This is a genomic window from Arthrobacter sp. CAN_C5 (assembly GCF_017875735.1).
GTDB lineage: Bacteria > Actinomycetota > Actinomycetes > Actinomycetales > Micrococcaceae > Arthrobacter_D.
In genome coordinates this window covers 695,459-719,053 of record NZ_JAGGMZ010000001.1, presented here as the reverse complement: position 1 = coordinate 719,053, position 23,595 = coordinate 695,459, and the positions used below count along the sequence as shown (strand labels likewise).

Genomic DNA, 23,595 nt, shown 5'->3' with positions numbered 1-23,595 from the left:
TTTCTTTCCTCCCTAAGGAGCCCTCCGTGACCCATCAGGTCTGGCAGATTCAGCTTGGCGAACTCGACGAGAAGATGGGCGTGAAAATTCTTGAGCAGTCGGTTCAGCGGGTGGTAGCCACCATGCCGGTGGAGGGCAACCGGCAGTCGTTCGGTCTGCTGCACGGCGGTGCTTCCCTCGCCGTGGGCGAGGCTGTGGGGTCCTGGGCAGCCGTGATCCATGCGAGCACCATGGGGAAGACAGCCGTGGGCGTGGATGTCTCAGCCACCCACCACAAGTCTGCCCGCGAGGGTCTGGTCACGATCACCGCCACCCCGATCCACCTGGGCGGCACCCTCACCACCCACGAGGTGGTCCTCACCAACGACGACGGCGCCCGCCTGTGCAGCCTGAGGATCACCAACCTGATCATCGACCGCCGCTAGGTCATCCGCTAGCGCTTCCTTGCCAGCCGGTAGGTGAGCCCCGCCAACACCTGCGGCCACTCGGCCGCGACGATCGAGAACACGACGGTGTCCCGAAGACTTCCGTCGGGCCCCCGCCGGTGGGCTCGTAACACGCCGTCCTGTTTGGCCCCGAGCCGGGCGATCGCATCCCGCGACTGATGGTTCATCCAGTGGGTGCGGAATTCGACGGCGGTGCACCCGATCTGGTCGAAGGCGTGGGCCAGGAGCAGCCACTTGCTTTCGGGGTTCGTTCCTGTGCCCTGGATGGAGGCACGGTTCCAGGTGTAGCCGATCTCGACCCGCGGGGTGTCGGCATCGATGTTGCAGTACGTGGTCATGCCGAGAACCTGGCCGTTGTCATTCCGGCGGAGGGTGAAGGGCAGCATGGCGCCCTGGGCCTGGAGCGCCAGCCGCCGGTCGGTCTCCGCTGCCATCGTCTCGGGGGTGGGGACCGAGGTGTACCAGAGATTCCACAGCTCGCCGTCCCGGACGGCATCGACCAGCCCGTCATGGTGCTCAGTCGAGAGCGGCTCCAGGGTGATTGTTGGGCCGGTCAGCGTTACGGGCAGCAGTGCGGTCATGGGCTCATTCAACCACGCGATCCATCCTCCCGGGGGCTGCGCTGAGGAACCACTGGCTGGGTAGGTCAGCCGGCCAGGCTAGCCGGTCAGCCGGGCCCTCAACGCTGCCAGTTCCGCCGCGGTGAGGCCCGCATCCAGGAGATACCGCTCGGCGTCGAAGACATCCAGCAGCTCCCGCAGATGGGCGACCGCACCGTCAAGACGCTCCACCAGCTCAGTTTCGGACAGCGGAACCTCTCGGGGAGTCTCCTGCGTGGAGTGGAACTCGTTGATCCCCCGGACGCCCCTGGCATAATCCTGGACAATCTCGTCGGTAGGGACCCCCGCGGCTGACAGCATCACCGTCACCACGAGGCCAGTGCGGTCGCGGCCCGCCGAACAGTGGACCACGACTCCGCCGTCAGGTGCGTTGATCACAGCCCTCACCACTGCGACGATCTTTTCCGGCCAGCGCCGCAAATTCTCCAGATAGTACTTCGGTGAGCTCAGGTACGGGCCGACCAGCTCCATGAACTCAGCGTCGGACTGGTCCTCTGTGGGGCGGTTGACGATGAAGAAACGGCCCATGGCTTCATCGGCAACCGCCGGGTCGCTGTCCCGCCGGCCAAACTCGCCGGGATTCCGCAGGTCGACGACGGTGCGGACGCCGTCGTCGTGCGCGTGCTGCCAGCCGTCAGCGGTGATCCACTCGTGGCGGCCCATCCGGTAGATCCGGCCCGGTTGAATGAGGCCGCCTAAGCCGCCAAGATCGCGGGCGTTGACCGCGCCGTCCCACCCGACAATTCCCGCGCGGGAGGGGTCGGTGGCCTGGTCTGGGTGCGGGGTCATGCCCCACCCTAACAAGTGTCGGCCGGGTAGCGGGTTCTTCCCGCTACCCGTATCCAGGAAGCCCTTTGCAGGAGTACCTTGAATCCATGAAAACTCCCGTCTGGTCCCTATTGGGACGCGGCACTGCCGCCACACTTCTCGCTTTTGGCCTGGTCGCCGGCACCGTCGCCGGCCCCACCTCGGCCACCACCCCCGACCGCCACCGGGTGTCGGCCGACTATGTTGCGCTGGGGGACTCCTACGCCGCGGGATTCGGTGCAGGCTCCTATGTCAACGCCTGCGGACAATCACCGCTGGGGCTGCCTGGTCTCCTCGATGAGCGGCGGGGGATCGAACTGACCTTTAATGCCTCCTGCAGCGGAGCGAAGGCTTCCGCCGACCGTACTGACGCCGTCCCTGACCTTCCCGAGCAGTTGGAGCAACTCGTCGGCGCCAGGTTGATCGGACAGGGCACCGATCTGGTCACCCTTTCCGCGGGAGGCAACGATCTCAACTTCGGCTCGGTGGTGGGCGCGTGTGCCTCTCAACCACTCGCCGTCTGCGAGCAGGTCATTGATTCCCGCACGCTCCAGGCTCAGACCACCCTCGCCGCCGCCCTGGATGACCTGTATGGGGACCTCCGCGCCGCCGCGCCGACGGCGGAGATTGTGGTCACCGGCTACCCTCACCTGTTCTCGCCACGATCGGGCTCCGAAGTACTCCTCAGCACGGAGGCGCAACGATTGTTCAATGACGGCACTGATGCGCTCAATGAGGTCATCCGCCACAACGCCCAGGCCAACCGTCTGCAGTACGTGGACGTGGTCCAGAAGTTCAAGGGACACGGCATCGGGACCAGGGACCCCTGGATCACCTATACCGGTTTCACCGCAATCGACGATCTGCACCCGAACGCCAGGGGGTATGAGCGGGGCTACTTCAAGGCGGTCCGCAGCATGGTCAACCTGTCCACCCTGGCGCGCTGAACGGGACCCGGCACCGAACGGCTCCGGCGCTGGGTGAGACACGGCTATCGGAGCAGCTCGTAGAACCGCCAGAAACCGAAGTCCTCGATCGGTAGCGTCCTGATGCCGGCAAACCCGGCCGCCACCGCGTACGCGTGCAGGACGTCGCGGCGCATCACCGTCCCGGTGGCGGTGCTGAGTTTGTGCGACATGCCATCAGGCAGGCAGACGAGCAGGCTGACTCCGTACATGAGCCGCTCCAATTCATCCCCCGGTGCGGTGAAAGTGTCGGCGACAGCCTCGTCCATGACAATCACGGTGCCATGCGGGGCGAGCGCCTGCCGGGCCGCGGCGAGGACCTCCACGGGGTGGGGCAGGTCGTGGATGCACTCGAAGGCGAACACGGCGTCGTAGGACGCTGCGGGGAGCGCCTTGGCGTCCGCCTCCCAGAAGCTGACCCGGTCCTGCATGCCCGCATGGGTGGCATTGACTGTCGCCAGTTTCACTGATGCGGGGTCGACGTCGAAGCCCTCCACCGTGGCGTTCGGATAGGCGCGGGCCAGGGCGATGCTCGACCATCCTCCCCCGGCGCCCACATCGGCTATCCGGGCCCCGGGGAGGCGCAACCGCGCATCAAGGTGTTCGATCCCCCGCAACGCGCCAGGCAGGACCGACTCGAACCAGGGCCGGTTCATATCAGCTTGCGACTCCCGGGCGTCAGCGCCGAAGTCTGACCATCCCACGCCGCCTCCGGTCCGATAGGCGTCCAGCAGGGATGGCAGTTGTACCGCGGCGCCCGCAAACATCCTGGCCAGCGGGGCGAGGTAGTTCAGGCTGCCCTCATCGGTGAGCGCCTCCACCGCGCCCGGGGGGATGCTGAATCGCCGCTCGCGCGCTGCGGCGTCTACACCGTCCGCCGGTCCGGAAGCGACGGACAGGATTCCGGTGACCGCCTGCTGCTCCAGCCATTCCCGGGTATACCGCTCGTTCGTCCCGGATCGCTGGGCCAGCTCAGCTGCTGTCGCGGGTCCGCCATCCCGCAACTGCCGGTACCACCCCAGCCGGTCTCCCAGATGGATGGCCAGCGCGTCGACCATGCCAAGGGACGCATCGAGCACACGCTGTGCCACCGCCTCCGCGGTTGGGGTCGTGTGCTCGTGATCCTGTGATTGTTGGCTGGGCTGGCTCAAAGGGTGCCTCCTGGAACACCTCACCGGGTGTGGCGGCTCCTCAACCAAAGCCGTCGGTGGATTGCCACTATGGCCCACCTTGCGGTCGCTGGCAAGGCCTTCGCCCTGGCTGGTGGAAACCAGTCGACCAACTTCAGCAATCCTCGACCCTCCCCTGGTTTACTCGGTCCAGTCAAAGAAGCCTTTGCCCGACTTTCGGCCCAGCTCTCCGCGGGCCACCTTGTCCCGCAGCAGCTGAGGCGGCGCGAACCGCTCCCCCAGCGTCGACTCCAGGTACTCGGCAATGCCGAGCCGGACGTCGAGACCCACCAGGTCGGTGGTCCGCAGCGGGCCGACCGGGTGCTTGTAGCCCAGTACCATTGCGGTGTCGATATCCTCGGCCGAGGCAACACCGTCCTCGACCATCCTCATGGCCTCGAGCGCGATCGCAACGCCCAACCGCGAGCTCGCAAACCCAGGCGCATCCTTCACGACGACGGGGGTCTTCCCCAGCTGCTGCACCCACCCGCGCGCTGCGACGGCCAGCTCGTCCGATGTCTGCCGTGCCAGGACCACCTCGATGAGCGTTGAGGCGGGCACCGGGTTGAAGAAGTGGAGCCCGCAGAAGCGATCGGGACGCTGCAGTCTCTCGGCCAGGTCGCTGACGGACAGGGACGAGGTGTTGGTCGCCAGCCACGCGGTGGGAGCCAGCCGTTCCTCGACGGCGGTGAGGGCGGCTGACTTGAGGTCTGTATCCTCAGGAACCGCCTCGACCACCAACCCGCATGACTCGAACGCTGCGTAGTCAACGGAGACGGACACCCGTGCCGAAAGGGTGTCGAGGGTCTCTGTCGTCGTCCCGCGCTGCACGCTTTTTCCGAGTGCGTCGAGGACGCGTTGGAGGGCTGCCTCGGCGGCGTCGCCGTCGCGCTCGACGACCACAACGGTGGCACCCGCCGTGCAGAACGCATGGGCGATACCCGCCCCCATCCGGCCGCCGCCCAGGACGCCGACGAGGTCGGGGATAGGAACCGTGTCAGGGGTTTCCGGTGATGGTGTCATTTGTTCTTCCTGTCGAGGAATGCCTGCATCCGGTCGAACTTCGCCTCGGATTCGAACAGTATTCCCTGGGCCAACTGGTCGATGACCGGGTGGGCTTCGGGCGGGGCATGGAACACGGACTTGGTGATCCGGACGGCCAGCGGGTCCTGCCGTCCGATCCGGACGGCCAGCGCGTTGGCGGCGGGGAGCAAGGCGTCTGGCTCATGGATCTCGGTGATGAGCCTGGCGGCGAGCGCCTCGTCAGCCCCCAGGATCCGGCCCGCGAGCAGGATCTCCTTGGCGAGCGGCTCGCCGACCAGCTCACGCAGCCGCCACGTTGCACCGGCCGCGGCGAGGATGCCAAGGCCGGTCTCGGGATTGCCGATCTTCAGGCTGGGCGTACCGATCCTGAAATCTGCTGCGTAGGCAAGCTCAGCACCTCCCCCGAGCGCGTACCCGTCGAGCGCGGCGATCACCGGCATGGGCAGCCGGGCGATCCGGGCGAACAGGGTGGAGTTGATACCAGCAAGGGCATCGTCCCGGCGTCGCTCGCGCAGTTGCGCGATATCCGCCCCTGAGGCAAAGACGCCGTTGCTCCCGGCGAGGATCAGGACCCGGGGCTCTTTCTCCAGAAGGACGCACACTGCATGCAGTTCATCGACCATTGTCTGGTCAATGGCGTTGCGAACCTCCGGCCGGTGCAGCTGGACCGTGAGGCGGTCGCCGTCGTCGCGCACCTTCAGCGTGGTGAACCCAGCCACTAGACGCGCTCCAGCAGCATTGCGGTGCCCTGGCCGACGCCGACGCACATGGTCGCCAGTCCGATCGCCCGTCCCTCGCCGCGTGCCTCACGTTCGAGGCGGCCCAGCAGGGTGATGGCGAGGCGCGATCCGGAGGAGCCGAGGGGATGTCCGAGGGCAATCGCGCCGCCATCCCGGTTCACCACTTCCTCATCGAGTCCCAGCCTGCGGATGCAGGCGATCGACTGGGTGGCGAAGGCTTCGTTAAGTTCGACGGCGGTGAGGTCGCCGATGCCCAGGCCGGTGCGCTGAAGCACCTTCTGGGTGGCGGGGACCGGGCCGATGCCCATGATCGCCGGCGGCACGCCCGCCGATGCGCCATCGAGAATGCGGGCGCGGGCTGCGAGTCCCAGTCGGTTTACCGCCGCTTCTGAAGCGACGATGATAGCGGAGGCGCCGTCGTTCAGGGAACTGGAGTTGCCGGCCGTGACCACCCCGTCGCGTTTGACGACCGGGCGGAGACCCGCGAGTACGTCGAGCGTGGTGTCAGCGCGAGGACCCTCATCGGTGTCGACGAGGACCTCCCGCTTGCCTGCACGGGTGGGCACCGGCACGATCTCGTCGCGGAAGTGGCCCGCCTCGATGGCGGCGAGGGCCCGTTGATGGGACCGCAGGGCGAAGGCGTCGGCTTCGTCACGGGTGATCCCGTCGACCGATGCGAGCTCCTCGGCCGTCTCAGGCATGGAGTAGGTGGTCTTGTGCTGCGCCGCGAAGATCGGGTTGGTGAAGCGCCACCCAATGGAGGTGTCGAAGACATCGCCCGGCTTAGCGAAGGCCTTGGCGGGTTTCTCCATTACCCAGGGGGCACGGCTCATGGATTCCACGCCGCCGGCGACGACGATATCTGCTGCCCCGGACTTGATCATGTGGGAGGCCATAATGATTGCTGACAGGCCTGACGCGCAGAGCCGGTTAACGGTGATGCCGGGAACCGTCTCCGGCAGGCCGGCGAGCAGGGACGCCATCCGGGCGACGTTGCGGTTTTCCTCACCGGCTCCGTTGGCGTTGCCGAAGATTACCTCGTCAATTTCCCCGGGGTCGATTCCCGCGCGGGTTACGGCTTCGCGGATCGCCAGCGCCGCCAGATCGTCGGGCCTGACTCCTGAAAGGGCCCCGCCGTAGCGTCCTACCGGGGTGCGAACCCCGCCGACCAGAAATGCCTCGGCCATGCCTGCCTCCAGAATCATCAGCGATTTTGTTAGTCCTTCGGCCAGCTCAATTACTGACCGTTCGTTCTATATTACAGACGTGCCCAAAAAAGTGGCGCTACTGCACAGGCGTTGTTGCCACACCACTCGCCTGCTGGTGAGGCACTTTCCCTGGGCGGCCCGGGTCTAGCTGGGCGATCCTGCGACCCGTCCGGATTCCAGCCGCAGCTCACGCCCCGTGGGGAGGGTCGAGAACCACCGCCGCAGCTCGCGGTCGTGACTGGCGATCACCAGCGTCCCTCCGTAGCCAGCCAAGGCCTCCTCGAGTTCCCCTACCAGGACGGGCGCCAGATGGTTGGTCGGCTCATCGAACAGGATGACGTCGTAGCGCCCCACCAGCAGGCGGGCCAGTGCGAGCCTCCGATACTGCCCGGCGGACAGCGATCCCACAGGCACCAGGAGATCAGCGGTGCGGAACAGGCCCAGGTTCAGCAGGCGATCCGCATGCTCCTCCAGATCCCCGATGAGCCCGGAGGCAAAGGCTGGCAGCAGGCGCATTGACGGTTTCCGGTGTGGACGCAGTTCCTGCGGAAGGTACCCCAGGTGTCCGCGCTGGGCTAGGGTGCCCCGGTCCACGGGACACACCCCGGCCATGACCTCGAGAAGGGTGGTTTTGCCCGCCCCGTTGGGTCCGGTGACCAGGAGGTTGTCCCCCGCTCCGACAGCCAGGGCCTCCACGGCGAGTCGGTCGGCTACCGCCGCGCCGTCCAGTTCCAGGACTGTACCAGTGAGCGACTGGCCCCCGAACTGTGCTGAGAGTGTCAGTGGCTGCGGTGGCCGGTCCACCGGGTGTTCCTGGAGTCGGCGCAGGCGTTCCAGGGCGTTGCGTTTCTGGCTGGTGATTGCTTCCTGGACCGTTCCCTGCTTGAAGTCGTAGCCCATCTTGTCCCCGTCGCGTCGCCGACCGTAACCCATCCGGCCCTCGACCGCCGCGGCCTTGGCCCGTTCAGCTTCCTTGGCGTCCATCCACTGCTGGTAGTCCTGTTCCCAGCGGCGCCGCTCGGCGGCCTTGGCCTGCAGATACCCGTTGTACCCGTCACCGTAGCGGCGCAGCTCCCGTCGGTCGCCATCGACCTCGATGATTGTCGTGGCGAAGGTGCGCAGGAACGAACGATCGTGGGAGATGGCAACGACCGCGCCCCGGTGGGCGGCCAGCTCGCGCTCCAGCCAGGCGACGGCGTTGTCGTCGAGGTGGTTGGTCGGTTCATCCAGCAGCAGGATGGCGGCGGGATCCGCGAGCAGGCAGGCCAGCGCCAGACGTTCCTGCTCCCCACCGGACAGTGTGTCGAGGGTGCGGTTCCGCTGCAGACCACCCAGGCGGAGCTGGCTGAGTGCAGCATCGACCCGAGAATCGACGGCGTAGCCATCATGGAGGTCGTACGCGGATTGGGCCGCGCCATAGCGTTCAAGCTCGTCGGAGTCAGCGACAGCCAACGCGGCCTCCCGGGTCCGCAGCTCCGCCTCGATGGAGCGGATCCTGGCCAACGCCGTATCGATGACCGTCTGCACCGTGTCGGTCGGAGCATGGTCGAGGGTCTGCGGCAGGTGACCGACTGCCCCGTGCACGGAGACCTGACCGCCGTCGGGAGACTCCAGCCCCGCGATGAGCCGCAGGAGGGTGGACTTCCCGGCACCGTTTTCACCGACCACTGCTACCCGTTCGCCGCTGCCGATTCTCAGGTTGACGTGATCCAGCAGCAGGCGATCGCCGTAACCATGGGACACCTCGGATAGCTCTATGTGTTCGCTCACGGGGGTTCCTCGTACTGTGGAAGGGGGCACCGGTGGGACGGCGCGTCATTGTCACGGCGCACGGTGGGCACCGACGGGACGGGCGGGGCGGCTAATTCCACATGCCCCTAGCGTGCCCCGGGACGGTGGGCCCGTCAACCCGCTGGTGTGACGGGGAGCCCAGCTATCGGATCCAGTGTGACCACCCCAGGGCTTGTTGCCAGCCCTGTGAGGCCCTACCCTAGTCCCATCCCTCGGGGACAGCGATGGAATCGGCACGTCAGGAACTCCTCTCCCGCAGGAGTGATGCCTGAGACACCACTTTGCTTTCCCACTACTGATGAAACTGGCGTTCCGGCCGGGAATTGCTCGCACCCTCCTAGGAGTTCACATGACCGACCCCGTTCCCAGTCTCCCCAGCCGAGTGTGGGCATTTGCCACGGGCGACCCATCCCGGCGCGTGCTCACGTGTGCGGCCGCTGCCGCCCAGGTCCTCTTGCCAACGGTCTACGGTCCACGCTTCAACGGGGAGAACGCTCCACCCAACGTGATTCAACCGGCCCCTTACACCTTTACCGTTTGGTTCCCCATCTTCGCCTCGTCCATCGCCTACGCGGTCCATCAGGCCCTCGGCCCGGCCCGGAACCTGGACATCTCGCGTGCAGTGGGCTGGCCTCTCGCCGGGGCGTTCGCCGCCACCGGTATCTGGGCGCCACTCGTGCGATCCGGCAAGTTCTGGAGCGCCCAGGGAGCGCTGGTCACAATCGCTGTGCTCGCAGAGTTGGGACGCCGCCGAATCGCTCATGCAGAGCTCAAGGGCGATCTGACCACCGCAGAAGTGGCTGCGGCCGCCCCCGCAGCGGGAATGCTCGCGGCCTGGGGTCAGGCAGCATGCGGAGTCAACCTGGCAGCCATGCTCGTCAGCAACAACATTGTCCCCGCCGGGCCGAAAGCCGCCACCGCAGGAGCGGCGCTCCTCGCGGGGCTCGGTGTGCTCGGCACCAGAGCTGCGGCCATGCCGGAACGCACCAGCGTCTCCTCCCGTTTCTACATCGGCACTCTCCTCTGGGCATTCGCCGGTGTGATCATCGGGCAACGCGGTCGTTCCCGGTCCGCAGTTGCAGTGGCGGCCGGAGCGGCCGCCACTATATTGACCGTCACTGTATGCGGGCCCACCGGGAAGCGGTCGGGACGGAAACTGGAACCGTTCAGCAGCCCGACGTAGCGGCCAATCATCATCGTAGGTATTGATGAGTCAACGCGTTGTCTTGCCACTATCCTCGGACGAGCGTAAGTTGCCGTCCATGGCAAAGGATCCCGTCGAGACAAATCCTGAGAACTACCGCGTTGTATTCGAAAATGAGCGAGTCCGTGTTCTCGAATACACGGACGAACCGGGGAACGTCACCACAGAACATCATCACCCGGATAGCGTAATGATCACTGCCAGCGATTTCCGCCGTCGTATCTCTGCCAATGGAAAGTCAGTGGAGGTTGACCTTCCCGCCGGGGTTGTCCGCTGGTTGCCCGCCCAGGATCACGTAGGGGACAATATCGGGCAGTCGAACACTCATTCATTCTTCGTAGAGTTGAAGGAACTTACACCCGCAGCACCTGACGGGTCTGACGCCATTCTCGGGCCCGCCTCCGCCTGGAAGGGCTGAACAGTCCCAGAAGCGAACAGCGTCGCTACTCACTCGGGCGGGGCGCGTGTTGTCCGGAGTCCATCAGGAGACCTTCGGTCTGAACCATCCATAGTGCTGATTCCCCCGAACAGTCCGGTCGGGGTCAAGCCCGGATAGGGGTGACTGATCCCGAGATCAGGGCGGTGGTGGCGAGGAGTTCCACGTTGATGTGGCTGCGGCGTCCCATTTCGACTCCTTGGGTGATCGTCAATGTGTCACCGGTTGTGGCACGGCCAAGCTTTGCAAGGTAACCGGCGAAGGCTGCTGCCGCTGCACCTGTGGCTGGGTCTTCGATGACTCCGCCCCACGGAAACGGGTTCCGTGAGTGCCATTGCCCAGCCCCGGTGGGGGTGATGAGCTGGACGGTCACCCAGTTTTGCGCCAAACAGAGGGCCCGGAGTTTCTCAAAGTCATAGTTGAGCAGCGCAAGCCGCGATGTGTTGCAGGCGACGAGCACCGGGTGATGGTTGCCGCCGAATCCGATCGCCGGCGGGAAATCCGGATGCAGGTCTGTGCCGTCCCACCCGAGATGGTGGAGGACATCTTTGAGCTGACCAGCAGTTATGGGTGCGCTTGAGATGGTGGGGCTCTGGAATGCGCCGCTGGTCCCTGCGTCAGTGGTGGTGGCTGACGCAAAACGTTTCCCACCCTGGTATCCAGTGTGAAATCCCCGAAACCTAGTTCATGTCCCAGCGCGACAGCAGTGGAGATGGTCGCATGACCACAGAAATCGACCTCGCCCCCGGGTGCGAAATAGCGGACTGTCAGCGCGGTGTTGCGCTGGAGGGAAGAGATCACGAACGCGGTTTCGCTATCTCCCACATCGGCCGCGATGCGCTGCATGTCCTCGACGCTCAGATGCTGTGCGTCGAGGACAACTCCGGCGGGGTTTCCACAGTCGGCCCGGTCCGAGAAAGCGGCATACCGGCCGATCTGAGGAGCAGGCATGATGGTCAAGGGGTCTCCAATCATTCGGCGAGGCCCCGTTGTGGACACCATCACTATTCCACCCTTTCAGGCACCGTCACCGGAAACGAAGCATCCACCGCCCTGTAACACGCAGGGTTACAGTCGCAGGGCTACAGCTCAGACTTTCGCTAGCCCTCTTATCAGGACTCCTCGATTTCGAGACTGAAGGCTAGCTTGAGCGCTTTGCCGTCGCCACGGCGTGGTCGTCCTTGTCATCGGCTCCGCGGGTTTTGAGCAGACTCGCGACGGTCGCCACAGCGATGGTTGCGGTGATGAAGAGCAGCGAGAACCAGATGGGGATTTCTGGTACCCAGAGGAGCGGTTCCCCGCCGTTAACGAAGGGAAGCTCGTTGACATGCAGTGCGTGGAAGACGAGCTTCACGCCGATGAAGCCAAGGATAACGGCCAGACCCTGGGCAAGGTAGACCAGGCGCTCAAGCAGCCCTCCGATGAGGAAAAACAGTTGACGCAGACCCATCAATGCGAACGCGTTGGCGGTGAAAACGATGTAGGCCTCGTTGGTCAGACCATAGATGGCGGGAATCGAATCGACAGCGAATATGAGGTCCACAAAGCCAATCGCGATGATTGTCAACAGCATGGGCGTGACGAACCGCTTCCCGCCCTGCTTCACAGTGAGTTTGTCCTCGTGGTACTCATCCGTGACCGGCAGGAACCGGCGTACCAGTGCCATGAACTTACCGTTAGCCGGATTGGATTCGTGGCTGCCAAATGCTTGCCGGTACGCCAAGACAAGCAGCAGAGCGCCGAAAATATAAAAAACCCAGGAGAAGTTCTCGATCAGGGCCGCCCCGATGGCGATGAACCCGCCACGCAGGATCAGGGCAATGATGATCCCGATCATCAGCACCTTCTGCTGGTACTTCTTTGGCACAGCAAATCCGGTCATCACGATGAGGAAGACGAATAAATTGTCGATCGAGAGTGCCTTCTCGGTGAGGTACCCGGCGAAGTACTCGCCACCGAACCTCCAGCCGGAGACCACTCCGATTCCGACGCCGAACAGTAGCGCTAGTCCGATATAGAACGCGGACCAGCGCGCCGATTCTCCGATGGAGGGTTCGTGGGGTTTACGCACGTGGGCGAAAAACTCGTACACGAAGAACAGGATCGTCACAGCGATTGTGATGAGCCAAATCTGAGGGGTGATTTGCATGAGGAGACTCCCAGGGGTTTAGGCGTTGAACAAATACGCCAAGGTCTCCTCCGCCCGGACGGCACCGGTACTGACGACCCGGGATGCTTCAGTGCATCCGTATTGACGGGCCAATCACAGACGGGAGTACTCCCCTTGATAAGAAGATTCTAGCTCACCGAAAACCATCCTCTCAACTGCCAGTAACCGGTACCTCCCGGGCCAGCACAGTGGTGGAAGTAGCTGCTGCCAGGGACGGCCCACTCCCACGGACAAATGCTGTCCGCTATGGGGTGGTTGCCGCAGCCGTACTTCCCTAGTGTCGGTGCATGACCTACAACATTCAGATCACTTTCGACTGCACCGATACTCACCAGCAGGCGGATTGGTGGGCTGAAACGCTTGGCTGGGTAGTGGAGCCCACGAACCAGGCCTTCATCGATGACGTGCTTGCCAAAGGCTGGGCTCAACCTGACGAACTGGTGGTGCACAACGGGGTGCGGGTCTGGCGGGACGGCGCAGCTATCTGCCGTCCCGGCGAGGAGGGCACCCCGGGCCGGTTGCGCATACTCTTTCAACCGGTCCCCGAACCGAAAACCGCAAAAAACCGCTGCCATCTGGACATCAACCTCGAAAGCGACGACAAGGACCAACTCCGGTCCCGGCTTGAGGGACGGGGCACCCGGTTCCTCTACCAGGCGAACCAGGGGCCGCACATCTGGTACACGATGGCCGACCCCGAGGGCAACGAGTTCTGCATTGGCTGACGCTGGCTAAACGTCCCGCCTCCGCAACACCACGCCCGCTGCTGCAAGGCTGAGAGCCCCAGCGGCGGCTCCCGCGATCGTGGCCGTCACCCCGGGCAGAACGGGGGGCGTGGACACCCCCGTGTCGACCCCTCCCACGGGCAGCTGACCCACCTGCGGTGCGGGGTCCGGCGTGGGCGACGCAAAATCGATGAAGCAGGGGTAGGTTCCATCCGGGAACACAATGGAACCGGGGTTGACGGCACACAGATTGTTTCCGTTGGCGTCAAGCAGGCCCCCGGTCACGAAGGTGACGGTGTTCGGGTCGATCACCGTCGCCTCGTCAAAGGGAACGAACACAATCTCATCGGGAGCTCCGAGGGCCGCCGGGGCGCCCGTGAGAGCGATCACAGCCGAGGCCGCCGCGATGGTGAGGATTTTAGTGAGTCTCATGACTCCCCCTTGATGTCGGCTGCCCCTCTTGGCCAGCTCTCACGCGCCAGCTAACCAAACACCAAGAAAAACCGCCAGCCCTCGTGGTTTCCCTCTTCCGGCCGATCCCAGCAGACCGACCTGATCACATGAAGGGCCCGCCGCGAAGTTACACTCGATGGGTGACTATCGACCTTCCCCCACAGGTTTCAGACCTCTTCGACCCTGCCCGCTGGCGACTCGTCTCCGGGTTTGGTGACCTCCAGGACATCACCTACCACCGGCAGGTTGAGCGGGCCGTGGATGGGAAGACGCGGGATCTCCCCACCGTGAGAATTGCCTTCAACCGGCCCGAGGTCCGCAACGCCTTCCGCCCCGGGACCGTCGATGAGCTGTACCGGACCATGGATCATGCCCGGATGACCTCCGACGTGGCCACCGTGCTGCTTACCGGAAACGGTCCGTCGCCCAAGGACGGCGGTCACTCCTTCTGCTCCGGCGGTGACCAGCGGATCCGCGGGCGCGACGGCTACCGCTACGCCGACGGCGAGACCAGCGAAAGCGTCGATCCGGCCCGTGCGGGACGGCTCCACATCCTGGAGGTGCAGCGACTGATGCGCACCATGCCCAAGGTGGTCATCGCCGTCGTCAACGGGTGGGCAGCCGGCGGTGGGCACAGCCTGCACGTGGTGGCGGACCTCACGATCGCGTCCCGCGAACACGGCAAGTTCAAACAGACCGATGCCACGGTGGGCAGTTTCGACGCCGGTTACGGGTCTGCCCTGCTGGCCCGGCAGATCGGCCAGAAGAAGGCCCGCGAGATCTTCTTCCTCGCCCGCGAATACTCAGCGGATGAGATGGTTGCCATGGGCGCCGTGAACGAGGCGGTGGACCACGCGGAACTGGAGACCACTGCGCTGCAGTACGCCGCAGACATCGCGCGGCAGAGTCCACAGGCTATCCGGATGCTGAAGTTTGCGTTCAACCTGGCCGACGACGGCCTCGCCGGCCAGCAGGTCTTCGCTGGCGAAGCCACCCGGATGGCCTACATGACCAATGAGGCGGTCGAAGGCAAGGAAGCCTTCCTGGAAAAACGGGCACCAGACTGGTCCGCCTACCCCTACTACTTCTAGGCCACCATGGAACTGCTCCCACTTCACACCCCGCCCGGATCCGACCCCCATGCCCTCCTCACTCCGTTGGCTGCTGCCCTCGCCGGTGAAGGCCCAGCCATTGCTCCCCATCTGGATCAGGGGCAGACCTTCGATGGTGAACTGCCCAACGACGAGATAGCCGCCGTCCTCAGCACCTCCGGCTCGACCGGGACGCCCAAGCAAACCATGCTCAGCGTCGACGCGCTCGCCGCCTCGGCGATGGGCACAGCCCTGGCACTGAAGGCCGAGGGCCAGTGGCTTCTCACCCTTCCCGTGCACTACGTGGCAGGGTTCCAGGTCCTGGTCCGATCGCTGTACGCTGGCACCCGCCCCTGGGCCATGGACCTGGCGGCACCGTTCAGCGCCGAATCGTTCACCGCAGCCGCTGGCGAGCTCACCGACAAGGTTCGATTCACCTCGCTGGTACCCACCCAACTGCACCGGTTGCTCCAGGATCCCCGTCCGGAAACACTCCAAGCGTTGCGCCGGTTCAACGCGATCCTCCTCGGTGGCGCGCCCGCATCGGCGAGCCTCCGTGAGGAAGCGCGACGGCAGGGGCTGAACCTGGTGCTCACCTACGGGATGAGCGAGACCTGCGGCGGCTGCGTCTACGACGGCGTCCCGCTGGAGGGAGTTGACCTGATCAACGAGGACGGCCGGCTGTGGATCAGCGGTCCGGTCCTGGCCGACGGCTATCTGGGACAGCCCGAGCTCAGCGCCGACCGGTTCAGGTTCAACTCGGGCCGCCGCTGGTTCAGAACCGATGACACCGGTGACCTTACCGGCGGGAAACTGTCAGTCTCCGGCCGGATCGACGACGTCATCGTTACCGGGGGCGTCAAGGTGTCTGCCACCGCCGTCGCCTCCGCCATCGAGTCGATGCCCGGGGTGCAGTCGGCTCTTGTGCTGGGCATCGAGAGCGCCGAGTGGGGCTCGGAGGTGGCGGCCGCCGTCGTCGGCCAGGTAAGCCCTGACGACGTGCGCCGGCATACGAAGGCTGCCCTCGGCGCGCACGCCACGCCGCACACCATCCTCACCCTCGCATCGCTGCCGGTGCTGCCCAACGGCAAACCCGACCGGCTCGCCGTGCTGGCCCTGCTCGAACGCGCCGGCGCCTAGACCTCCCGCCCCGAAACAAAGGACAACACCGTGGCTACTGCCGCACAATGGCTTGAGGGCGCCCGCCCGCGAACTCTCCCGATGGCTATCGCACCGGTAATCGTGGGCTGTGCCGCCGCCTTCGACCTCGGGGCCTTCAAACCCGTCAACGCTGCCCTGGCGGCCTTCGTCGCCATCCTGCTGCAGATCGGCGTCAACTACGCCAACGATTACTCCGACGGCGTCAGGGGCACCGACGCGGACCGGGTCGGCCCGCTACGCCTCACAGGATCCGGGGCCGCGCGGCCGGAACAGGTGAAGCGGGCAGCCTTCGCGTGCTTCGCGCTCGCGATGATCGCCGGCGGTGGGCTGGTCGTACTGTCCCAGGCCTGGTTCCTGCTGCTCGTGGGAGTGGGCTGCATCGCGGCGGCCTGGGGCTACACCGGCGGCAGGAAGCCGTATGGGTACCTGGGTCTGGGCGATGTCTTTGTGTTCGTCTTCTTCGGGCTGGTCGCGACACTCGGCACCACCTACACGCAAGCCGGTCAGCTGAGCGCTGCGGCGTGGATCGGCGCGATCAGCACCGGCCTCATCGCGATGGCGCTCCTGATGGCCAACAACGTCCGGGACATCCCGACCGACCGTGAGGCGGGGAAGATCACCCTGGCTGTCCGACTTGGTGACACCACGGCGCGGATCACCTACGTGATGATGCTTGCCGTCGCGCTGCTGCTTCCGGTGCTCCTGGTCTTCAACCACCCGTGGGTGCTACTGGTGCTGCTACTCGTCCCGGCCTGCCTGATGCCGAGCCGGTTGATACTCAAGGGTGAGCAACGTAGCAGCCTGATCCCGGTGCTCAAGCAGACCGGCCTGATCAACCTCGGGTTCAGCGTCCTCTACGGGGCCGGCCTTATCCTGACGACTATCATCGTGTCCTGACGCTTCCTACCCTGGGGACCCCGGGGCCTAAGGGCTGGGTTTGCGGTCGGGGTTCACCGCTGCGTTGGGGTCGTACGCGTCCTCAGCGGCGGCGTCGTCGAGCTCGGCAGGGTTGCGCTGCGGCGGCGCTCCGTCCCGGAACCGGCGTTGCAGGGAGGCTGCGGCGGCGTCCCGCTGGGAGCGGAAAAACAGGTAGGTCACGCACCAGGCAAGGATTGCTGCTGCGACGGCCGAGAAGATGGCGCCAAGGCCGAGCCAATAGGCAATAACGAAGAACACCACGACGAGGCCGAGGCGGAGGGCAGTGAATTTGAAGAAGGGCACTCATCAAGTTTACTCGCCTACAATTGATAGATGCCTCGCCTGTTGTTGTTTCTCATCCTCGTTGCAGTTGCCGTTATCGTCTACGCTCTGATCGACTGCATCATGACCAAGGCGCACTCGGTGCGCAGCATCTCCAAACCCGCGTGGATCCTCACCATTGCCCTGGTACCGCTTCTCGGTGCGGGACTGTGGTTCCTCTTCGGTCGTCCCCGGCCCAGTGGCACCCGCGGACGCACCCGCCCCGCTCCCCGCCATCCCACCGCACCCGACGACGATCCCCAGTTCCTCCGGAACCTTGAGGCAAAGCGTCGGCAGCAGGCCCGCGAGAAGGAAATCCGGCGCAAGGAGCAGGAGCTGCGCGCAGCCCAGGAGAAGAAGGCCCGCGAGGAACAACAGAAGAAAGACGGGGAAACCGACCCCGAACCGGGTAGCCAGACCGCCTGATTCCTTCGCCGTCACGCACCTCCCGGCTACGTCGTGGCGGACCTCCCTGCGGCGCCGTCGTTGTCGGATTGGTGACACCTGAGGCCCACCGACCGCCCGAGACAAAAAGTGCAGCCACTCCGTAAGGGGTGGCTGCACTTTTCTGACTGGTCGGTTGCCTCGCTAGGCGTAGCTGTGAAGGCCCGAGAAGTAGATGTTCACGATCGTGAAGTTGAACACGATGCACAGGTACCCGATGATGCACAGCCAGGCGGCGCGGATGCCGGTCCAGCCACGGGTGGCCCGGGCGTGCAGGTACCCGGCGAAGACGACCCAGATGACGAAGGTCCAGACTTCCTTCACGTCCCAGCCCCAGTAACGGCCCCAGGCCTCTTCAGCCCAGATGGCGCCGGCCATCAGGGTGAAGGTCCACATCACGAAGGCGAAAGCGTTGATCCGGTAGGAGAGGTTCTCAAGGCTCAGAGCCGACGGAACCAACCGCATGAACGGGGCGCGGTCCACACCGCCGGCGGCAAGCTTGCGGATCCGGCTCGTCTGGATGAGCTGCAGGACTGACATGGCAAAGGTCAGGGTGAACAGCGCCGAGGCGGCTACCGCCACCGAGACGTGAATAATGAGCCAGTAGCTCTGCAGGGCGGGAACCACGTTGCCGGCCGGGGTGAAGAAGCCGATGGTCGCAGCGCAGAGCATCACCAGGGTCAGACCGACCACGAACGTGCCGAGGAACCGGAGGTCCTTCCGAATCAGCGCGATGAGGAAGACGAGCACCACCACGAGGGCGCCGGTGGTACAAAACTCGTACATGTTGCCCCAGGGGACCCGGTTGGTTGCCAGCCCGCGGGAGATCACCCCGGCCGCGTGGATCAGAGCGGCGATGACAGTGAGGACGACGGCGATGCGCGCCAGTTTCCGCCGGCCCGAGTAATCCATCGAATCGTCGGCGGTGGTGTCAGCTTCGAGACGGGCAGCGCCGCCACGTGCCGAGGGGCCACCGGTACGGTCCGCCCCCACCAGCACCTTCTGCTCGGCCTGCTGGGATGCGGCGAGATTCTCCTCCACCGCGCGGATTCGCTTACTGCTCTTTACAAGGTCAAGCGTGAAGACAATGAAGGCGACCGTGTAGGTGAGCGCAGCGAGCAGCATGAAGCGCTCACTGAACTCCCCCAGGGTCTGGCTGATTGGTGGCATTAGCTTTCCTTACCGGTTTCTTGCCTGGTGTGACGCGTGTTCGATGTTCGTGCTGCCTGGTGCGCCAAGCTTCCCATTTTGCTCCTCAACGGGCTCGTCCACCAGCCACTGCGCTCGGAGCGCCTTCTCGATCGCAGCTCCCTCACCGGTCAGCCTGTGGTCCTCGCCCCGCGCGAGTAGTCCGTACTCGAGCATGGTGCGGCCATCGGCGTGGGTGCCGGTTCGCACCCAGACCCGCCGCCGTCCGATAAACAGCGATGCCGTCAGCCCGGCCAACGCGAGGGAGGAGAACACGAGGGCGCCCAGCTGCCCGGGATCGTGGCGGATGTCGACGGCGATGTAGCGGTCCAGCCCATCGAAGGAGATCGAGCCCTTGCCCTCGGGAAGATCGTAGGTCTGTCCGGCGCCAAGGACAATCCCACCCTCATCGCTGGTGCGGCTGTTCAGCTCGGTCAGGTCCTCGGTGTCGAGGACGTAGACGCTGCGCGGTTCGCCGTCGTCGAGACCGAGGTCACCGTAGTAGGAGTTGAGGTTCAGCTGGGGGTTGAACGGGTCAGGATCACGGGAGAAGGCTACGCCGTCCTCGCCCACAAAGGCTGTGGGAAGGAAGAATCCGACGAAGCCCAGCTGGTCTGGTGCGGCGTCCGGGGCCTTGACCACGACAAGGGAGGTGAAGAGTCCGTCCTGCGGGATGGTCACCACCGGACCCTGCATGGCGATGTCGCCGTTGCCGTCGCGGACGGTGACCACCGGCGCGTAACCGTTGCCCACCAGGTAGATGCCGGTACCGCCGATGCTCAGCGGCGAGTTTACCTTGAGGACCTGTTCTTCCTCGTCGGCGTCCGGCCCGTCCTTGGTGGTGACGTTGGCGGTGAAGTCGAGGGGCTGCCCGTAGTGGGTTTCCTGGCGGTCGAACTGCACGTCGAAATTGTCGAGGCGCAACGAGTAGGGCTCCAGCTGGCCGGCGGTGAAGTTGGCTCCGGGGGTGAACGTGTCGTAGCCGACGAGCGTATTGACGAAACTGTCACCCTCGACGATGATTTTCTGCCCGCTGTAGCCAAAAAGACCGCCAACTGCCACTGAGACCAGCACGCCGATCAGCGAGAAGTGGAATACCAGGTTGCCGACTTCCTTGAGGAAGCCGCGTTCGGCGCCGACGGAGGGCTGCGCGGAGGCGGCATCCCGGAGGTCCACCCGGTAGCCGCGCTTTTTCAGCATCGCTGCGGCGTCAGCGGCAGCGGACGCCGCAGTGATCGGGGAGCCGCCGAACTGTGTGGAGGCAGGAAGGACCAGGGTGCCGTAGATCGGCATCCTCGAGAGCTTTCGGGGTGTCCGGGGTGGCTTTGATTTCATGGCCCGGCCGTGGGCGAGAGCCCGCGGGATGACGCAACCGATCAGGGACACGAAGAGCAGCAGGTAGATCGCCGAGAACCAGACCGAGGAGTAGACATCGAACAGCTGGAACCAGTCGAGGATCGGCCCGGTGTCCGGGTTGTCCTGAATGTACTGGGTGACTACTGCCGGGTTGGCTGGACGCTGAGGGAACAACGATCCGGGCACCGCTGCGACCGCAAGGAGCAGCAGCAGAAACAGTGCGGTGCGCATGCTGGTGAGCTGGGTCCAGCCCCAGCGCAGGCTGCCGAGGAAGCCGAGGGCCGGTAGAGCGACGTCGGGTTTACCGCCGTCGGGAGTGTCGGGGGTCATTGTCTGCCCCCTTTCAAAGTGGTCAGAAGTCATTAGATGGGAAGGGTCACCCCGCCGAGCCAGTTCTGCAGTTCATTGATCCAGAGCGTCCAGACGCCGGTTGCCATGAGCAGGCCAACCACCACCAGCATCCCGCCTCCGAACCGTTGCAGGGCCAGGCGGTGCTTCCGGAAGAACGCCATGGCGCCCATGCCGCGCCGCACCCCTAGCGCAATGAGCAGAAACGGCAGGCCCAGTCCGAGGCAATATACGAAGGTGAGGGCGGCGCCCTTCGCGGCGCTGGCGTCGTCGTTCGAGAAGGCGAGCAGCTGCACCGCCGACAGGGTGGGCCCGATGCAGGGTGCCCAGCCCAGCCCAAAGGTCAGACCCAGCAGGGGCGCACCCCAGAGTCCGGTCGGTACTTTGGTGTGGAGCTTCTTCTCGGTCTGGAACCAGGAAAAACCTCCCATGAAGATCAGGCCCATGAGCACTACCACCACACCCAGCACCGGGATGAGCCAACTCTCCGACCCGACCATCCAGGCGCCCAGCTGGCCGAACAGGGCGCCGTACGCCATGAAGACCAACGAGAACCCGAGCACAAAGAGGGCGATCCCGGTCAACATCCGGCCGCGCTTCTGCTGTTCAAGATCGACGCCGGTCAACCCTGTGACATATCCCAGGTAGCCCGGGACGAGCGGCAGGACGCACGGTGAGGCGAACGACACCAGGCCAGCCAGCAGGGCCACAGGGAGCGCCAGAAGCATCGACCCGTTCAGCACGGTGTCGGCGAACGCGTTGGAGGTAGCCGTCGGAAGTGAACCCCCGACGGCGGCATTGAGGTGCAGCTGAAAAGTCACTTGTGTCTTACTCGGCCAACGCGGCGTCGATGAGAGCGGCCAGCGTGCTCTTGTCGGCCAACCCGAGGATCCGCGCTGAGACACGGCCTTCCTTGTCGATCACCAGCGTGGTGGGGACCGCCTGCGGGGGCACATAGCTGGTCATTGCCAGCAGTACCCCACCATCCTGGTCGTCCAGGCTTGGGTAGGGAATGTCAAAGCTGCGCTCGAAAGCCTCGGCTGTGCGCTGCGTATCGCGGATATTGACCCCGTAGAACTCGGTGCCAGCCGACGCGTATTCGTCATGCAATGCCACCAGGTCGGGCGCCTCCTCGCGGCAAGGCGCACAAGCCGCGTACCAGAAATTCACCACCGTGACCTGGCCGGCCCACTCCTCAGAATCCACTACCGTGCCGTCGTACTGCGTGCCGGTGATGGCGAGCGGCTCACCGCGGTCACTGGCAGCGTATTCGGTCACCGATCCGTCGCCAGCAATGTAGTTCTTGTTGTCCCCGACGGCGGCTTGCTGCGCGAGGGGGTCGTCAGCGGCGCACGCCGAAAGGGCGAGTGAGGCAGCCAGCCCAAGGGCCAACGCGGCACCCAGCTTTTTCAGGCGCCCGGCAGATCGGTCAGATTTCTTCACAGCTTCTTCCACAGTTCTACAACGTGTAGTAATTCTATTATGCTCCCGGCAGGTTCGCCGCACCGGGCAGCAGATCCGCGCACGGCTCGTGGTAGCGCACCCCGGTCAACCGCTCGCCATCAAAATCCAAAGACGTGACGGAGGTGAGGGTGCACTCGCGGTCACGGGGGTCGTGCCAGAGCCGACGATCCTCAGCGGCCAGGCGGGAAACCCAAATCGGCAGCTGGTGGCTGACCACGATCGCCTCGGCCGGGCCGGAGGTTCCGGCAGCTTCTGCCAGCGTGACAGCGCTCCTCCGCGCGTCATCCACGGCCGACTTCATCCGCGCGACCTGCTGGCGATAGGGCTCCCCCCAGGATGGCCGGAAGGGATTTGCAAGGAGCGGCCAGTAGCGGGGGTGCTTGAGCTGACGGACTACCTGCGACATGCCCTCGAAACGGCTGAACGCCTCAATCACACGCCCATCCGTCCGCACTTCCAGGCCAAGCCGTTCAGCGATCGGAGCAGCGGTTTCCTGCGCACGTGTCAATGGTGATGCCACGATTCGCACGATGTTTGCACCCTCGGCGGCGCTTTGCGCGAAATGCCCGGCAACCCGGGCTGCCATCTCATGCCCCAACTCGGAGAGGTGAAATTCGGGCAGCCGTCCATAGAGGACGCGGTCGGGATTATGGACCTCACCGTGGCGCACGAGGTGAACGGTAGCTAGGGACATGCCTCTAGTTTCTCAGAGTTCGCTCATGCCTCGAAATCCGTGCCGGGTGTAGCTCAGGAACCATTTATTTGAACATTCAAGTAACTTGAGGAATAATCAATGCAAATGCATGCTTATTCTGAGTAGCGGCCTCCCGGCAGCGACAGCAGCATCACCTAGACGGCACCACGATCAGGAGAACTACCATGGCAATTCCCACCGGACTGAACAACGGCACCTGGACCCTCGATGGCTCGCACAGCGAGGTCGGCTTTACCGTGCGGCACGCTGGCATCAGCAAGGTGCGCGGCAACTTCGACACCGTCGATGCAGCCATGCAGGTGGGCTCCTCGCTGAGCGATTCCAAGATCACCGCGACCATCAAGACCGCATCCTTCAACTCCAACGACGAGAACCGCGACGCCCACGTGCGTGGCGAGGACTTCTTCGACGTCGAGCGTTTCCCCGAGATGACCTTTGAGTCGACCTCCATCGACGGCTCCGGCGAGACCTACAAGCTCTCAGGCAACCTGACCATCCGCGACACCACCCTTCCCGTAGTCTTCGAGACCGAGTTCAACGGAGTTGCAGTGGATCCCTTCGGTGCAACCCGCGCCGGCTTCTCCGGCAAGACCGTGATCTCCCGTAAGGACTTCGGCCTCACCTGGAACGCAGCGCTCGAAGCAGGCGGCGTCCTGGTCGGCGACAAGGTCACCATCAACCTCGATGCAGCGTTTGTAGCACCAGCAGCCTAAGCATCCCTCTCAGTGGCTGCCCTTCCCCATGGGAAGGGCAGCCACTGTTGTTTCATGCTGCCTCTTGTCTAATGCTGCCGACGCTCGGCCCTCCGGGC

General features: G+C 64.7%; 26 protein-coding genes. 9 read left to right on the top strand and 17 right to left on the bottom strand.

The annotated features are described in order from the left end of the window. The first annotated feature begins 74 nt into the window (after positions 1-74). The gene (locus tag H4V95_RS03450) at positions 75-425 is read left to right on the top strand and encodes a PaaI family thioesterase (protein ID WP_245345874.1); all 351 of its coding nucleotides are present in this window, start codon (positions 75-77) and stop codon (positions 423-425) included. An 8-nt stretch (positions 426-433) separates the two neighbouring features. Here H4V95_RS03450 and H4V95_RS03445 read toward each other — a convergent pair whose 3' ends face one another. Beyond that, entirely contained in the window at positions 434-1,027 is a 594-nt protein-coding gene (locus H4V95_RS03445; RefSeq protein WP_209728789.1) for a GNAT family N-acetyltransferase, read from the bottom strand. 78 nt (positions 1,028-1,105) lie between these two features. Next, a complete protein-coding gene (locus H4V95_RS03440) occupies positions 1,106-1,855 on the bottom strand; it encodes a tyrosine-protein phosphatase (protein WP_209728787.1) in 750 nt (249 codons plus the stop codon). A gap of 86 nt (positions 1,856-1,941) precedes the next feature. Here H4V95_RS03440 and H4V95_RS03435 point away from each other — a divergent pair, with 86 nt between their 5' ends. After that, the gene (locus H4V95_RS03435) at positions 1,942-2,820 is read left to right on the top strand and encodes an SGNH/GDSL hydrolase family protein (RefSeq protein WP_209728785.1); all 879 of its coding nucleotides are present in this window, start codon (positions 1,942-1,944) and stop codon (positions 2,818-2,820) included. A gap of 44 nt (positions 2,821-2,864) precedes the next feature. Here the strand turns inward: H4V95_RS03435 and H4V95_RS03430 are convergent, their stop codons facing one another. The 5 genes from H4V95_RS03430 to H4V95_RS03410 form a co-directional block, all read right to left on the bottom strand. Then, complete coding sequence (locus tag H4V95_RS03430; protein WP_245345555.1) at positions 2,865-3,989, bottom strand: bifunctional 2-polyprenyl-6-hydroxyphenol methylase/3-demethylubiquinol 3-O-methyltransferase UbiG; 1,125 nt, start codon at positions 3,987-3,989, stop codon at positions 2,865-2,867. A 159-nt stretch (positions 3,990-4,148) separates the two neighbouring features. Next, on the bottom strand, positions 4,149-5,030 hold the full coding sequence (locus H4V95_RS03425; protein WP_209728783.1) for a 3-hydroxyacyl-CoA dehydrogenase family protein: 882 nt from the start codon (positions 5,028-5,030) through the stop codon (positions 4,149-4,151). Continuing rightward, positions 5,027-5,770 carry an enoyl-CoA hydratase/isomerase family protein gene (locus H4V95_RS03420; RefSeq protein WP_209728781.1) on the bottom strand — a complete coding sequence of 248 codons (744 nt, stop codon included), beginning with the start codon at positions 5,768-5,770 and terminating at the stop codon, positions 5,027-5,029. Before H4V95_RS03420 ends, H4V95_RS03425 begins: the two co-directional genes overlap by 4 nt. Continuing rightward, the gene (locus H4V95_RS03415; RefSeq protein WP_209728779.1) at positions 5,770-6,978 is read right to left on the bottom strand and encodes a thiolase family protein; all 1,209 of its coding nucleotides are present in this window, start codon (positions 6,976-6,978) and stop codon (positions 5,770-5,772) included. The genes H4V95_RS03420 and H4V95_RS03415 overlap by 1 nt, the downstream gene beginning before the upstream one ends. Before the next feature lie 165 nt (positions 6,979-7,143). Then, the gene (locus H4V95_RS03410) at positions 7,144-8,769 is read right to left on the bottom strand and encodes an ABC-F family ATP-binding cassette domain-containing protein (RefSeq protein WP_209728777.1); all 1,626 of its coding nucleotides are present in this window, start codon (positions 8,767-8,769) and stop codon (positions 7,144-7,146) included. 370 nt (positions 8,770-9,139) lie between these two features. Between H4V95_RS03410 and H4V95_RS03405 the strand changes: the two genes are divergently transcribed. Next, on the top strand, positions 9,140-9,973 hold the full coding sequence (locus tag H4V95_RS03405) for a hypothetical protein (RefSeq protein WP_209728775.1): 834 nt from the start codon (positions 9,140-9,142) through the stop codon (positions 9,971-9,973). 563 nt (positions 9,974-10,536) lie between these two features. Here H4V95_RS03405 and H4V95_RS18595 read toward each other — a convergent pair. The 3 genes from H4V95_RS18595 to H4V95_RS03390 form a co-directional block, all read right to left on the bottom strand. Further along, positions 10,537-10,998 (bottom strand): PhzF family phenazine biosynthesis protein, encoded by a 462-nt coding sequence (locus H4V95_RS18595; RefSeq protein WP_312884084.1) that lies wholly within the window; start codon positions 10,996-10,998, stop codon positions 10,537-10,539. Further along, a complete protein-coding gene (locus tag H4V95_RS18590) occupies positions 10,995-11,381 on the bottom strand; it encodes a PhzF family phenazine biosynthesis protein (RefSeq protein WP_209728773.1) in 387 nt (128 codons plus the stop codon). The genes H4V95_RS18595 and H4V95_RS18590 overlap by 4 nt, the downstream gene beginning before the upstream one ends. 190 nt (positions 11,382-11,571) lie before the next feature. Continuing rightward, positions 11,572-12,579 (bottom strand): TerC family protein, encoded by a 1,008-nt coding sequence (locus tag H4V95_RS03390; protein WP_209728771.1) that lies wholly within the window; start codon positions 12,577-12,579, stop codon positions 11,572-11,574. 308 nt (positions 12,580-12,887) lie between these two features. Here H4V95_RS03390 and H4V95_RS03385 point away from each other — a divergent pair, with 308 nt between their 5' ends. Further along, a complete protein-coding gene (locus H4V95_RS03385) occupies positions 12,888-13,325 on the top strand; it encodes a VOC family protein (RefSeq protein ID WP_209728768.1) in 438 nt (145 codons plus the stop codon). A gap of 6 nt (positions 13,326-13,331) precedes the next feature. Here the strand turns inward: H4V95_RS03385 and H4V95_RS03380 are convergent, their stop codons facing one another. Then, positions 13,332-13,757, bottom strand: coding sequence for a hypothetical protein (locus H4V95_RS03380; protein ID WP_209728766.1), 426 nt, complete (start codon positions 13,755-13,757; stop codon positions 13,332-13,334). A gap of 161 nt (positions 13,758-13,918) precedes the next feature. Between H4V95_RS03380 and H4V95_RS03375 the strand changes: the two genes are divergently transcribed. From H4V95_RS03375 to H4V95_RS03365, 3 genes are read left to right on the top strand one after another with little or no spacing between them, the layout of a single operon-like run. Further along, the gene (locus H4V95_RS03375; RefSeq protein WP_196865374.1) at positions 13,919-14,869 is read left to right on the top strand and encodes a 1,4-dihydroxy-2-naphthoyl-CoA synthase; all 951 of its coding nucleotides are present in this window, start codon (positions 13,919-13,921) and stop codon (positions 14,867-14,869) included. A 6-nt stretch (positions 14,870-14,875) separates the two neighbouring features. Then, a complete protein-coding gene (locus tag H4V95_RS03370) occupies positions 14,876-16,009 on the top strand; it encodes an AMP-binding protein (RefSeq protein ID WP_209728765.1) in 1,134 nt (377 codons plus the stop codon). 30 nt (positions 16,010-16,039) lie between these two features. Then, the gene (locus tag H4V95_RS03365) at positions 16,040-16,927 is read left to right on the top strand and encodes a 1,4-dihydroxy-2-naphthoate polyprenyltransferase (protein ID WP_209728763.1); all 888 of its coding nucleotides are present in this window, start codon (positions 16,040-16,042) and stop codon (positions 16,925-16,927) included. A gap of 27 nt (positions 16,928-16,954) precedes the next feature. Here H4V95_RS03365 and H4V95_RS03360 read toward each other — a convergent pair whose 3' ends face one another. After that, complete coding sequence (locus tag H4V95_RS03360) at positions 16,955-17,251, bottom strand: DUF4229 domain-containing protein (protein ID WP_209728761.1); 297 nt, start codon at positions 17,249-17,251, stop codon at positions 16,955-16,957. 30 nt (positions 17,252-17,281) lie between these two features. Between H4V95_RS03360 and H4V95_RS03355 the strand changes: the two genes are divergently transcribed. Then, the gene (locus H4V95_RS03355; RefSeq protein WP_196865378.1) at positions 17,282-17,695 is read left to right on the top strand and encodes a PLD nuclease N-terminal domain-containing protein; all 414 of its coding nucleotides are present in this window, start codon (positions 17,282-17,284) and stop codon (positions 17,693-17,695) included. A gap of 162 nt (positions 17,696-17,857) precedes the next feature. Here H4V95_RS03355 and ccsB read toward each other — a convergent pair whose 3' ends face one another. From ccsB to H4V95_RS03330, 5 genes are all read right to left on the bottom strand, one after another. Continuing rightward, positions 17,858-18,883 (bottom strand): c-type cytochrome biogenesis protein CcsB, encoded by a 1,026-nt coding sequence (ccsB, locus tag H4V95_RS03350; protein WP_209728759.1) that lies wholly within the window; start codon positions 18,881-18,883, stop codon positions 17,858-17,860. Positions 18,884-18,892: 9 nt separating this feature from the next. Continuing rightward, positions 18,893-20,587, bottom strand: a complete 1,695-nt coding sequence (locus tag H4V95_RS03345) for a cytochrome c biogenesis protein ResB (RefSeq protein ID WP_245345554.1) — start codon at positions 20,585-20,587, stop codon at positions 18,893-18,895. A gap of 32 nt (positions 20,588-20,619) precedes the next feature. Further along, the gene (locus H4V95_RS03340; protein ID WP_209731260.1) at positions 20,620-21,333 is read right to left on the bottom strand and encodes a cytochrome c biogenesis CcdA family protein; all 714 of its coding nucleotides are present in this window, start codon (positions 21,331-21,333) and stop codon (positions 20,620-20,622) included. Between the two features lie 100 nt (positions 21,334-21,433). Beyond that, positions 21,434-22,048, bottom strand: coding sequence for a TlpA disulfide reductase family protein (locus tag H4V95_RS03335; RefSeq protein ID WP_209728757.1), 615 nt, complete (start codon positions 22,046-22,048; stop codon positions 21,434-21,436). Positions 22,049-22,085: 37 nt separating this feature from the next. Beyond that, on the bottom strand, positions 22,086-22,763 hold the full coding sequence (locus H4V95_RS03330; protein ID WP_209728755.1) for a histidine phosphatase family protein: 678 nt from the start codon (positions 22,761-22,763) through the stop codon (positions 22,086-22,088). A gap of 185 nt (positions 22,764-22,948) precedes the next feature. Between H4V95_RS03330 and H4V95_RS03325 the strand changes: the two genes are divergently transcribed. Continuing rightward, positions 22,949-23,497 carry a YceI family protein gene (locus H4V95_RS03325; RefSeq protein WP_196865382.1) on the top strand — a complete coding sequence of 183 codons (549 nt, stop codon included), beginning with the start codon at positions 22,949-22,951 and terminating at the stop codon, positions 23,495-23,497. Positions 23,498-23,595 lie beyond the last annotated feature (98 nt).

Excerpts from the sequence above, each read along its gene's own strand:
- H4V95_RS03440 (WP_209728787.1), bottom strand. The coding sequence starts at position 1,855 with ATGACCCCGCACCCAGACCAGGCCACCGACCCCTCCCGCGCGGGAATT.
- H4V95_RS03340 (WP_209731260.1), bottom strand. The coding sequence starts at position 21,333 with ATGCTTCTGGCGCTCCCTGTGGCCCTGCTGGCTGGCCTGGTGTCGTTC.
- H4V95_RS03415 (WP_209728779.1), bottom strand. The coding sequence starts at position 6,978 with ATGGCCGAGGCATTTCTGGTCGGCGGGGTTCGCACCCCGGTAGGACGC.
- H4V95_RS03330 (WP_209728755.1), bottom strand. The coding sequence starts at position 22,763 with ATGTCCCTAGCTACCGTTCACCTCGTGCGCCACGGTGAGGTCCATAAT.
- H4V95_RS03370 (WP_209728765.1), top strand. The coding sequence starts at position 14,876 with ATGGAACTGCTCCCACTTCACACCCCGCCCGGATCCGACCCCCATGCC.
- H4V95_RS18590 (WP_209728773.1), bottom strand. The coding sequence starts at position 11,381 with ATGCCTGCTCCTCAGATCGGCCGGTATGCCGCTTTCTCGGACCGGGCC.
- ccsB (WP_209728759.1), bottom strand. The coding sequence starts at position 18,883 with ATGCCACCAATCAGCCAGACCCTGGGGGAGTTCAGTGAGCGCTTCATG.
- H4V95_RS03405 (WP_209728775.1), top strand. The coding sequence starts at position 9,140 with ATGACCGACCCCGTTCCCAGTCTCCCCAGCCGAGTGTGGGCATTTGCC.
- H4V95_RS03355 (WP_196865378.1), top strand. The coding sequence starts at position 17,282 with ATGCCTCGCCTGTTGTTGTTTCTCATCCTCGTTGCAGTTGCCGTTATC.
- H4V95_RS03390 (WP_209728771.1), bottom strand. The coding sequence starts at position 12,579 with ATGCAAATCACCCCTCAGATTTGGCTCATCACAATCGCTGTGACGATC.
- H4V95_RS03445 (WP_209728789.1), bottom strand. The coding sequence starts at position 1,027 with ATGACCGCACTGCTGCCCGTAACGCTGACCGGCCCAACAATCACCCTG.
- H4V95_RS03345 (WP_245345554.1), bottom strand. The coding sequence starts at position 20,587 with ATGACCCCCGACACTCCCGACGGCGGTAAACCCGACGTCGCTCTACCG.
- H4V95_RS03385 (WP_209728768.1), top strand. The coding sequence starts at position 12,888 with ATGACCTACAACATTCAGATCACTTTCGACTGCACCGATACTCACCAG.
- H4V95_RS03380 (WP_209728766.1), bottom strand. The coding sequence starts at position 13,757 with ATGAGACTCACTAAAATCCTCACCATCGCGGCGGCCTCGGCTGTGATC.
- H4V95_RS03435 (WP_209728785.1), top strand. The coding sequence starts at position 1,942 with ATGAAAACTCCCGTCTGGTCCCTATTGGGACGCGGCACTGCCGCCACA.
- H4V95_RS03425 (WP_209728783.1), bottom strand. The coding sequence starts at position 5,030 with ATGACACCATCACCGGAAACCCCTGACACGGTTCCTATCCCCGACCTC.
- H4V95_RS03450 (WP_245345874.1), top strand. The coding sequence starts at position 75 with ATGGGCGTGAAAATTCTTGAGCAGTCGGTTCAGCGGGTGGTAGCCACC.
- H4V95_RS03325 (WP_196865382.1), top strand. The coding sequence starts at position 22,949 with ATGGCAATTCCCACCGGACTGAACAACGGCACCTGGACCCTCGATGGC.